The sequence below is a fragment of the Psychrobacter sp. T6-6 genome, assembly GCF_052258185.1.
Classification (GTDB): domain Bacteria; phylum Pseudomonadota; class Gammaproteobacteria; order Pseudomonadales; family Moraxellaceae; genus Psychrobacter.
The window spans coordinates 524,935-536,616 of the sequence record NZ_JBQQEX010000001.1 but is presented as its reverse complement, the minus strand read 5'-3'; the positions used below and the strand labels follow the sequence as shown (position 1 = coordinate 536,616).

The following is an 11,682-nucleotide window of genomic DNA, read 5'->3' as shown; positions in this document are numbered from 1 at the left end:
GCTATTTGTGGTGATCAAGGATGATTATCAGTGACATTAATTTGAGCACGAGGACGGAAAAAATGGCTATCAACAAACAAGAACATGCACAGTGGAGCTCAAGTTTTGGCTTCGTATTGGCAGCAGTAGGCTCGGCAGTAGGTCTAGGAAATATTTGGAAGTTTCCATACATGGTAGGTGAAAGCGGTGGTTCAGCTTTCGTTATTGCTTATTTATTCTGTATCGCTCTGGTTGGTTTTCCTATACTGGTTGCTGAGTGGCTAGTTGGTCGCCGTGGACAAAAAAACCCAGTCAACACTTTTGCAGATGTCGCTGCTAGTGAAGGCAAGTCACGTAGCTGGAGCATCGTTGGTGCTACTGGTATCTTGGGTGGCTTTTTGATTCTATCGTTTTATAGTGTCATTGGTGGCTGGGCACTTAACTATATTACAAAAATCTCAACAGGTAGCTTTGTGGGTCAAGACAGCGATTCTGTCGCTGCAACCTTTGACGCTATGCTCGCATCAGCGGGTACATTGACGATTTGGCATACCGTATTTATGATCTTAACCGCGGTCATCGTTGGTATTGGCGTCACAAGTGGTATCGAAAAAACAGCTAAGATCTTAATGCCATTACTGGGTGTTATCTTGTTCGTTATCGTTGGTTATAACGTGATGAATGGTGGTTTTGGTGAGGCAGTGGCTTATCTATTCACGCCAGACCTTAGCAAACTGACAGCTGACGTTATGCTGGCAGCACTAGGTCATGCGTTCTTCACACTATCGATTGGTATGGGTATCATGGTTGCTTATGGTTCGTACTTAGGCCGTGAAGTGAACTTACTAAAAACAGCACGTACGGTTGTTATTTTAGATACCGTTATTGCGTTGGCTGCTGGTCTAGCCATCTTCCCAATTATCTTTAGTAATGGTTTAGACCCTGCTGCAGGTCCTGGTCTTATCTTTGTTAGTCTACCGATTGCTTTTGGTAGCATGAGTGCAGGTACTATTGTTGGTGCATTGTTCTTCTTGCTTATCACCTTTGCTGCTATCACTTCATCTATCTCACTACTTGAGCCAACCGTTGAGTTATTAGAAGAGCGTACCTCGATGAGTCGTACTGTATCGACTATCGTTGCAAGTACGGTAATCTGGCTATTAGGTATTGCTGCATTGCTATCGTTCAACCTATGGTCGGACTTTACTATCATGGGTAATGGTATCTTTGATGCACTTGATAAGCTTACCAGTAAGTTCTTATTACCTCTGACTGGTCTTGCTGCTATTTTATTCGTTGGTTGGAAGATGGATCAACGTGCTATCCAGCAAGAGCTTGGTTTATCTAATGGCACATGGCAGCTTTGGCAGATCGTTGCAAAATTCATCGCCCCAATCGCTGTTGTGGTGGTATTTGTAACGTCGCTAATGGGCTAATATTAATAGTGATTTAGCACTACTAAATCATCTAATGTTAAAATAGCGCACAGCAAAAAGGGCTTAAGATAATTCTTAAGCCCTTTTTCTATGTTTAACAATGAAGCTATCAATAATCAAAGCTATCAGTAAGGCTTGCAACAGACTAACGTAAGTTCAGCTCAGGCACGGTTTGTCCACGTTTACTATAGAACTCGTTCACGAACTCATCGAACTGATCTTGTTCAATAGCATCTCTAATCCCTTGCATCAAACGCTGATAGTAGCGCAAGTTATGAATAGTTGCCAATTGAGCTCCTAGCATCTCTTTGCACTTATTCAAATGATACAGATACGCACGGCTAAAGTTCTGACAAGTATAGCAGTCACATTCAGGATCTAATGGACCTTCGTCATTGCGGTACTGGCTATTACGGATACGTACCACACCAGCATTGTCTGCATCGCCCGTCACAAAGTAATGACCATTACGCGCGTTACGAGTAGGCATAACGCAGTCAAACATATCTACGCCGCGGCGTACGCCTTCAACCAAATCCTCAGGCTTACCAACGCCCATAAGATAGCGCGGCTTGTCTGCTGGCATATCATCAGGGAGGTAGTCTAGGACATCGATCATTTCTTCTTTAGGTTCACCAACTGATAGACCGCCGATAGCATAACCATCAAAGCCAATCTCTAGCAGGCCCTCAAGTGACTGCTGACGTAGATCAGGATACATACTGCCCTGTACGATACCAAACAAGGCGTTGGTGCTGCCCAATCTGTTATGCTCATCAATACAGCGCTGTCCCCAACGTAGCGATAGCTCTAAAGATTTCTTTGCTTCTTCGTGAGTCGCTGGGTAAGGCGTACATTCATCGAACTGCATGACGATATCTGAATTCAGGCTGTACTGAATCTGCATCGATTTTTCTGGAGAAAGAAATACCTTAGCGCCATCGATAGGCGATTTAAAATTAACGCCTTCCTCAGTGATTTTACGCATGGCGCCCAAGCTAAATACCTGAAAACCGCCAGAATCGGTCAAGATAGGTTTGTCCCAATGCATGAACTTATGCAAACCACCAAATTTATCAATCACCTCAGTACCCGGACGTAGCCAAAGATGAAAAGTATTGCCTAGAATAATATCAGCACCGATGGCTTCGATGTCACGTGGCAGCATACCTTTGACCGTACCATAAGTACCAACAGGCATAAAAGCAGGCGTTTGCACATCGCCATGATTGAGATGAACCGTACCACGGCGTGCACGCGTGTCACCGCTGGCCGTTTTATGTAAGACAAATTGCATATGATAACCGCTATGTAAGCTATGAAAATGGCGCTAATTATAGCATTGTTGGTTAATTTTTTGGACATAGATATTGAGTGCTATCCATATACGGTGGACGCGGTACTCAATAACATTGGCTATGGTCACTTTGTCATAACCAAAAAACACAGACCATGCCTTAAAAGACACAAACAGTACGAGTCGTCATTGATAAAGTATCAATCATACTGGTGAGGCATTTAGCGTCATTAGGCTATATGTTAAAAAACTAAAATTTAAGAAACCATACTTTAAAAAACTAGGAAAATAATATGAAAAAGACAGGGTATTTATTATTAGCAGGCGGATTATTGTTGATATCGAAAGGGGCGATGGCGGCTGATGTAGAAGAGCCTGAGTACACGTTATTGGCACAAACAGGCGATTTTGAACTACGTCGCTATGATGAACAGCTCGTAGCACAGACGTGGGTAAGCGGTGACCAACGCGCGGCAAGTCGTGCAGGGTTTAAAGTACTCGCAGACTATATTTTTGGTAACAATACCGCACCAACAGGTGGCAGTAGTAAGATCAGCATGACAGCGCCTGTCACTATGCAGCCCAATAACGATGATGACAGTGACTCACAAAAAATCGCGATGACTGCACCAGTCAGTATGCAACAAGATGACGGGAAGTGGCGCGTACAATTTACAATGCCTAGCAAATATACGATGCAAACACTGCCTAAGCCAAACAATCCAGATGTTGAAATCGTAGAAGCACCTGCACAAACGTACGGTGTGATTAAATTTTCAGGGTTTACTGGAAGTGAAAAAGTAGATAAAAAGACACAAGAGCTACAGGATTGGATGCAAAGCAAAAATCTAACGCCTACAGGTGATCCTGAATTAGCACGCTATGATGAGCCATGGACATTACCGTTCTTGCGTCGCAACGAAGTCATGATTGCCTATGAGCAAAAGTAGTCGTTATACTGGACTCTAAAGGAATGCTACCAGTTTCCTGTACTATCTCGATTATTAATCAAAAAAAGACAGCCATTGCTGTCTTTTTTGTGTTCAATTTTTAGCCAGCTGGTTTAGCTGTTTTGCTCACGGATGATGTTGAGCATACGGCGTAATGGCTCTGCTGCGCCCCATAGTAGCTGATCACCAACAGTAAATGCGCCCAAATATTCAGGACCCATATTAAGTTTACGCAGGCGACCTAGCGCAACAGTTAGTGTCCCAGTTACTGCCACTGGGGTGAGGCGATTCATAGTGGCTTCTTTGTCATCTTCGACTAAGTCCAACCATTCGTTGCCACTGTTTTTGAGCGCCGCTTCGATCTCTTCTAGTGGGATGTCTTTTTTGAGCTTGATGGTTAGGCCCTGTGCATGGCAGCGCATGGCGCCCACGCGTACACACATACCATCGATAGGAATGGTGCTTGCGTCATCATTGCCCAAGATCTTGTTGGTTTCAACACCACCTTTCCACTCTTCTTTTGATTGTTTGTTTTCTAACTGAACATCGATATAAGGGATCAAGCTGCCTGCAAGCGGTACACCGAAGTACTGCGTAGGAAAGTCGGCTGAGCGCTGAGTTTGCGCGATTTTTTTATCAATATCAAGGATAGCGCTCGCAGGATTGGCCAGCTCATCCTGTACAGCGTCATGCAAGACACCCATGCCTGAAATCAGCTCGCGCATGTTATTGGCACCAGAGCCACTTGCCGCTTGATACGTCATTGCGCTGACCCATTCAACCCAGCCTCTATTGAACAGCTCACCGATGGCCATCAGCATCAATGATACGGTACAGTTGCCACCGATAAAGTCTTTTTTGCCACCAACTAGGGCATCGTCAATAACACTGCGATTGACGGGATCAAGAATGATGATGCTCTCATCTTTCATACGTAGGGTACTTGCCGCATCAATCCAGTAGCCACTCCAACCGCTATCACGCAGTGGTTGATGAACTTTTGAGGTATAGTCACCACCTTGGCAAGTAATAACCACGTCACAAGCAGCGAGTGCTTCAATATCATGAGCATCTTTTAGTTGACCGGTCTCAATACCATCAAATTTTGGTGCATCGCCACCCGCATTGCTGGTCGAAAAAAACACAGGCGTGATACCGTTGAAGTCATTCTCTTCTTGCATACGTTGTATCAATACTGACCCTACCATACCGCGCCAGCCTACCAAGCCTACTGTTAAATTACTCATGAAATTCAATCCTATTTACAATTATTTGTTGCGTCATCAACCGATAACAATGCCGTGAATGGCACAAAAAAGCAAGGCGTTTTGGCTATTATTTGGTCATTTTCTATACACTATTAAATATGCTCACTATAACTTTAGGTTATCACTATTCAAAATCACTGAGACATCTACTCGTTTCTAGTATCGTAGAATAATGCTCAGAATGTCGGCGCATTTACACATACTCATTATACTAAGGGGTCTGACATTGTAAATTTTTATGACAGTTGCCCCATAATCATGACTCACTTGTAGGCGAAAATCCTATGAAATGCTAAAGTAAGCGTCTAGCATCATTACCTAACGTCAGTTCGGTCACATTAAGACTATGATGCACTGCGTCATTGAACAAACGATACCTGACATCATGGACTCTATTATCCTCTCAATAAACGGTTAGTACATACTATGGATCTCTCACTATTATATTATGGCCTACAGTGGCTAGCAGGATTCATCGCATTTGTCACAATCTGGGGCTGGATACCGCTTGATAACTGGTGGGTGCGCGGTGTTGAGTTTCCACGTATCCAAATCATGGTGCTTGGTATTATTGCTTGGCTGGGAATGATTGTGTTTTCTTCAGAGTGGGAGCTGGGTCAATGGGTACTGTTCGTTATACTTAGCATTACTTTAGCCTTTCAGCTGAGAATGGTCCTGCCTTATACCAAGCTATGGAAAAAGGAAGTCCAAAAAGCAAAAGATAAGCCAGAAGGAAAAGTCCATCACTTAAAAATTATGGTATCAAACGTACTGACACCTAATGATGAGACGCAAAAACTGGTTGATTTGGTTGGACAAAAGCAGCCTGATATTTTAATCACCTTAGAGAGTGACAAAAAGTGGGAAAAAGCATTGCACCAAATTGAATCTGATTATCCTTATACGGTCAAGGTACCACTCGACAACCTATATGGTATGCATCTGTATTCTAAGCTTGAGCTGATAGATCCTGAGGTTAAGTATCTGATGATCGATGACATACCTTCTGTTCATACTCAGCTGCGTCTGCAGGGCGGACGGGTGATTTGGTTATATTGCTTACATCCCATGCCGCCTAGTCCAACTGAAGCTGATAAATCAACCACGCGTGATGCTGAGTTGCTCATGGTTGGCAAACACATTAAAGAAAATAACCAAACGGCGATATTGGCTGGTGATCTCAACGATGTGGCATGGTCAAAAACAACGCGACGTTTTCAGCGCATCTCGGGTCTACTAGATCCTCGTATTGGTCGACATTTTATCAATACTTTTCATGTCAAATACCCGTTTTTGCGTTGGGCTTTAGACCATATCTTTCACAGTGCTTGTTTTACGGTCGTCGATATCAAGCGTATGCCGTCTATAGGGTCAGATCATTTTCCTGTAATGACCACTCTGCAATACGAGCCAGAGGAGACTAGTAACCAAGAGGGCAATGCACCTACTGCCGAAGCAGAGGATGTTGAAGAAGCAGACCATAAGATAGAAGAGGGCAAAAAAGAAGGCAAAAAAGTATCAGATGAGCATAGAGAAGAGCAGCGCAATTTTGCTTAATAATCAATATTACAGGCAGCTGGAACTGGTGCTGTCGTAACGTAAGCATATGCTTACGTCAAATAAGGTCTTTAGCTTCTATTCGTACTACATTGATTGTCCTATAATACCTCCATCAACACAAGGATACGCAAGGATGCAGTGTTGAGACGGTACCAATAAAAGAACAGGTCAGCCCGCTGTCTTATATGTTACTGTTTATGACTCAGGATGAGTCAACATGGAAGAGAGATAATAACAATAATATGAAGCGTCAAAGCCCCGAACCAATCGCCCTAGGTTCGGGGCTTTTCTTTGTGTGTTATTTGGAAAGGCAATGGGTTGCTAAATAGCTAGCGGTATTCAGACATCTGTATTGGATAAGTTTGTTGTCAGCTATCTTTATGATTCAATAATAAGTTATCCATTTTTAGGTAGCAAAAAAGGGCACATGCTACTGCACATACCCTTTTTTCGTTAAGCTGTCTGATACTGGTATTACTACTTATTGCCGAGTAATCAAACAATGAGCATTTAGCCCAACACTTGGACGTAAGCACCTGCACGTAGCTCTTGTAACCAGTCTTCTTTGGCTTGTGGCGCTAGGCGCTGATACAACGCTTGACGTGCCATATTACGGCGATACTGTTCGCTAACATCTTGCTCACGCTTGCCATCGACTTTTAGTATGTGCCAGCCAAACTGAGTTTTGAACGGTGCAGAGTAATCACCAACTACAGTGTTTTTCATAGTGGCTTCGAATGGGCCAACCATATCTTCTTCACTGACCCAGTCTAAATCACCACCGCGCCCAGCTGAGCCTGGGTCATCTGAATAAGTCGACGCTAAACTAGCAAAGTCAGCACCGCTACGCAATTGGTCGTACAGGTCGTTGATTTTTTGTTCAGCAAGCGCATCAGTCTGAAGTTCATCTACTTTCACCAAGATATGACGAGTATGCCACTGCGGTATGAGCATTGTATCGCTGGCCTTTTTATCAGCCAATTTGATGATATCGATACCTTCAGGTGTTAATAGTGGCTCACTAACTGCGCCAACATCAAGCTTGGTTATCTTACTCGATAACTCTGTAGGTAGAGAGGCTGCTTTATGAAAGCCCATATCTCCACCTTGAATAGGAATAGGGTAGCTTCCTTGACTTGCAGCAACAGCTTCAGAGACACTGACGTTTGGCGCAAGCAGGCGAGTACGTAAGTTTTGAGCCACTGCTAAGGCTTCTGCGCGCTGCGCTTCTGACAAGCGGCTGTAGTCATCTATATAAGGAACACGGACGTGTACGGTTTGATATTCACTTTGGTTTAGACGCTTTGCTTCTGGTGATGCCAAAAAGGCATCAATATCTTGTTCACTAATGCGCACACGGCGACTGATTTGACGCTGCTGCAGTGCTTGGATAGAAGCCTCTTCAATAAGCTGAGCACGCAGCGCAGCGTAGCTACCAGGACGGGCGGCATCTAGACGTTGCTGCAGTCCCGAGATGCTATTGATGCCTTCAGCTTGGGCGATCTGAGCTAAGCGCTGATTGATATCCGCTTCATCAGGTGATACACCGACACGTTTTACCATTGATAATTGCAGTTCACGCAAGATCAGGGCATTTAGCACCTCAGACTGTAGCTGCGATGAGTTGGCAATAGGTTCTCCTGCTGCTCGTGCACGCGCTTGAGTTTGCGTAATAGCATTGACCAGCTCACTTTTTAGAATGGCATTTTCGTTTACTAAGGCAACGATACCATCTGTACTAGTAGCAGGTGTCAAACGAGCTGCTGTGCTTTGTTCAGCAGTCGATGATACTTGTGCTGCTGCAGGTTTTACAGTGGCTGCTTGAGCACTTAAGGTAAGTGCAAGACTAGCGCCCGTAGATAGCAGTACAGCGCGGCTGGTTTGACGTAAAGAAAAAAATCTCATGATGCTCCTCATCAATGTCATCGCATCGGATGGTAGTTGGTCAACGCTATCCAATACTGTTAATAGTCAATTATTCGACAGCGTTGTCCATAATAGGGGTTCAAGTAATGTCTTACAAATATTCGTCTAAATAATAGATCACGCTAGCAAAAAGCGTATTAGTCTTTCCATGCTGTCTGGACAGGTTCAAAGCCTAATACTTTGTCAGCGAGCAATCGTGTTAAGCGGCTGCTGCCACTACCAAGACCATTCAATCGTATCTCTGCCATAACCGCCTGTGTTGGTTCGTCTTTGACATTTAAGTCATTATAGTAACGACGACCATAAACTGCAAAACCAAAGCAGCAATCTTCGTAATCAACGCCGATGAGTGAGTCGAGCATCTTATTACTATTATAATCATATTGACCTTGAGCCAATATCCGCCAGCTATTGTTGATAGGGAAAACAGCAGAGGCCGTAAAAGCAGACAGTGGCAACTGATCCGTATTTTCGTCACGCTGGCGTTTAACATAGCCCACATTGAATAAGCTATTGTCTGAGGGCTGATAGCGTAGCTCAGTCGTAATATAGTTCAAATCATAGTCGTTAGTCAGTGCGCCGCTGACATCAACCCAAAAATTGTTGTAAGGTTGGGTGCTGGTATCCCATACCATGCCCGAAGACGAGGAGTTAAAGACTCGTTGCTCATCCTCAAGCGTTACACGTCCATCATCTATATAGAACTGTTCTGCAATGCTACCATCAAAACGTGTCACACCCGTTGCATCGATGTAACGATAATTGACACCAGGCGTAATAGAGTGCAAATCCTGCAAGCGATCATGCCCTAAGAACCAACTGTCCGAAAACAACTGCTCATAGTTGATAGAGGCAATACGAGTATTAAAGTTAGGGATATCGTTTTGGTTTTTGTATGGCGAATACGTGTATTTGACTCGTGGACTGAGCAAGCGGTATCCACCCATCGTGTCATCAAAAGCACCGAAAGGTGAGCCTGCTTGATAGAAGTTCAGTGCCGCATCGATACTGGCTTGTGGCACAAATACGGATTGGCTACCATCTTCCTCACTAATATCATTATCTGCTAAGCTGTCCTCATCATATGAGGTGTAGAGATGTTGCAAGCTTAGCTTCGGTCTAATATAGCCCCAAGACCTCTCCATCGGATAGACAGCGCTCAGTTTGTTATAGATACGTGCACCGCTCTTCTCATCTTCAGAACCATCGTCGATAGACTTTTTGAAGTAGGCAGAATCATGTACACCAGTAATGTCAAAGTTCTTTGCCCACGGTAATCTATAGTCAAGCTTGAGCTGTGGCAGACGTGAATACGGCTTGTCTTTGTCTTCTAGGGCTTCACCATCATCGGTAAAGGCATCTAGTGTCTGAAAGGTTTCAACCTTTAGCTCACCGTCGACATAATCATTGTAATAATTAACGCGAGCACGGCGTGGTAGGTTGATGGTGTTATCTGATAAACCTAAATTATCAAAATCATCAAGATAGTCTGAATCCGAAACGTAGCTATATTTGGCATCCGCACTCAAGCGTGGAATATCTTTGGATGACCAATAGTGATCATAAAATAAGCTTTTACGATCTTCATCATTGAATTCTTTGTCATTGGGCAAGTAAGAGCCGCTAACGATCCCTTCACCATAATTTTCGGTCAAGTAGCGAAACTCGCCTGATAGCATAGGGTTACGATTGGTATATATTGTAGTATTGAGCGTGGCGTCATAATTGGGTGCTAGATTAAAATAATAAGGCACATCAATCTCGACACCGCTTTCACTACTCACGCTAGCACTAGGTAACAAAAACCCACTGCTACGTCGGCTGTCTATCGGAAAGTTAAAGTAGGGGAGATAAAATACAGGTACGTCAGCAATACGAAAGGTAGTGTCGTAAGCTTCACCGCGTCCAGTATCGGTGTTTAGATCGATACTTTTGGCATCGAACTGCCATTTACGATTGGTAGGGGGACAGGTACTAAACATCACCTCGTCCAACTCGTACTCGCTATCATTGGGTTTGTTTAAGCGCTTAGCATAACCATGTGCCTGTAACTCAACACTAGCAAAGGCCACATCATTGGCCGTTGATTGTCCAGTTTCTGTATTGTAATTTAAGCTGTCTGCGACGCCAATAAGACCGCCTTGCCTTGCTCTGTCATTGAGGCTCGCTCGAGAGCGGTTTGGCGTATTTTTGACTGATTTTCCAGTCGCCTGATCAGTAAACATAACCTTGCCCTGTGCAGCGGCAACGCCATTACTCAAATCAATAACAACCTTTTCTGCTTCAATGTGCTGGGTGCCTTGATCGACTTTGACATTGCCTGACAGCTCAGCATAGTTAATATTATTGTAATAACCATAGTCTGACTCTGTAAACAGGGGCGCTTGGTTATTCGGTACGCTATCTACATCAGCGATGGGTTGTCCATTTGCAGCACCAGCCTCATTCACAGCACGCTGATAATTAGGGTTGCTTTGTGGATAGACCCATTGCCCTTCACAGCGCTGTGCGCTATCTACCGCACTTGGAAGTAGCCGTAAGTCTTTACCAACTTTTGAAATGGTTTGGGCTGCTGGTGCTAGGGTGCTCTGAGTAACCTCTGATTCGACGATCGTTACCTCATCGACATTATTTAAGGCAGAAGTGTCTGTTTCTGGCGTGAGCTCATAAAATTCTGCCAAACGCGTGAGGCTGGCTTGAATGCTCTCATCACTAGTATCGAGCTGTTGGTTATCTGTTACTGTGCGGTTAGGTGTAATAGTCGTGCTGGCCCGTGTGTCATTGATTTTTGGATCACTGTCCATCGTATCTACGGGTTGTAAAGATGACGTATCATCGGCTTCATTAATTGCTGTGATGCTTAGCTCTGAGTCAGCGTCTGAGTCGTCAGAGGCGTAGCTGCTCGCACTGCTCATTGATGGCTCAGTTGACTGGGTGTCAGCATCGTTGATAGCTGCACTGACAGATAGACTAGAAAAGCCTAAGGCACCAAATAAGATCAAACGAATGCTTTGGTAAAGCGGAGAATATAACAAGGGCACACCTATGATTGCAGAGCCTATTGGATTGCGATACTGAATTGCATAGCCATACTGTTCGACAACACATCACTGTCAACAAGCGGCTAAAAGATCACTTATTGGTAGCGTCGTCTCAAGAGTTTGGCTATTTACATATAATGACGACTAATCATAGTCAAAAAAAACCAAATCAGCTACACTATTTACCAAAATTTATAATATAAGCAAGCTGATTGTGAACGAGAT

The 11,682-nt window shown here is 44.0% G+C and carries 7 protein-coding genes; 3 read left to right on the top strand and 4 right to left on the bottom strand.

The features are described 5' to 3' along the window. The first annotated feature begins 62 nt into the window (after positions 1 to 62). Entirely contained in the window at positions 63 to 1,415 is a 1,353-nt protein-coding gene (locus ACTXGL_RS02250; protein ID WP_443524561.1) for a sodium-dependent transporter, read from the top strand. 145 nt (positions 1,416 to 1,560) lie between these two features. On the opposite strand, the gene tgt is transcribed toward ACTXGL_RS02250, so the two are convergent. Continuing rightward, positions 1,561 to 2,712, bottom strand: coding sequence for a tRNA guanosine(34) transglycosylase Tgt (gene tgt, locus ACTXGL_RS02245; protein WP_319050055.1), 1,152 nt, complete (start codon positions 2,710 to 2,712; stop codon positions 1,561 to 1,563). A gap of 293 nt (positions 2,713 to 3,005) precedes the next feature. On the opposite strand from tgt, the gene ACTXGL_RS02240 reads away from it, so the two are divergent. Beyond that, a complete protein-coding gene (locus ACTXGL_RS02240) occupies positions 3,006 to 3,662 on the top strand; it encodes an SOUL family heme-binding protein (RefSeq protein ID WP_443524560.1) in 657 nt (218 codons plus the stop codon). A gap of 113 nt (positions 3,663 to 3,775) precedes the next feature. Here the strand turns inward: ACTXGL_RS02240 and asd are convergent, their stop codons facing one another. Then, positions 3,776 to 4,909 carry an aspartate-semialdehyde dehydrogenase gene (gene asd / locus ACTXGL_RS02235; protein WP_443524558.1) on the bottom strand — a complete coding sequence of 378 codons (1,134 nt, stop codon included), beginning with the start codon at positions 4,907 to 4,909 and terminating at the stop codon, positions 3,776 to 3,778. 447 nt (positions 4,910 to 5,356) lie between these two features. Here asd and ACTXGL_RS02230 point away from each other — a divergent pair, with 447 nt between their 5' ends. Beyond that, positions 5,357 to 6,487, top strand: a complete 1,131-nt coding sequence (locus ACTXGL_RS02230; protein ID WP_443524556.1) for an endonuclease/exonuclease/phosphatase family protein — start codon at positions 5,357 to 5,359, stop codon at positions 6,485 to 6,487. A gap of 513 nt (positions 6,488 to 7,000) precedes the next feature. Here ACTXGL_RS02230 and ACTXGL_RS02225 read toward each other — a convergent pair. Together ACTXGL_RS02225 and ACTXGL_RS02220 are read right to left on the bottom strand one after the other, a co-directional pair. Next, positions 7,001 to 8,395 carry a peptidylprolyl isomerase gene (locus ACTXGL_RS02225; protein WP_443524554.1) on the bottom strand — a complete coding sequence of 465 codons (1,395 nt, stop codon included), beginning with the start codon at positions 8,393 to 8,395 and terminating at the stop codon, positions 7,001 to 7,003. A 158-nt stretch (positions 8,396 to 8,553) separates the two neighbouring features. Continuing rightward, positions 8,554 to 11,451, bottom strand: a complete 2,898-nt coding sequence (locus tag ACTXGL_RS02220) for an LPS-assembly protein LptD (RefSeq protein WP_443524553.1) — start codon at positions 11,449 to 11,451, stop codon at positions 8,554 to 8,556. Positions 11,452 to 11,682 lie beyond the last annotated feature (231 nt).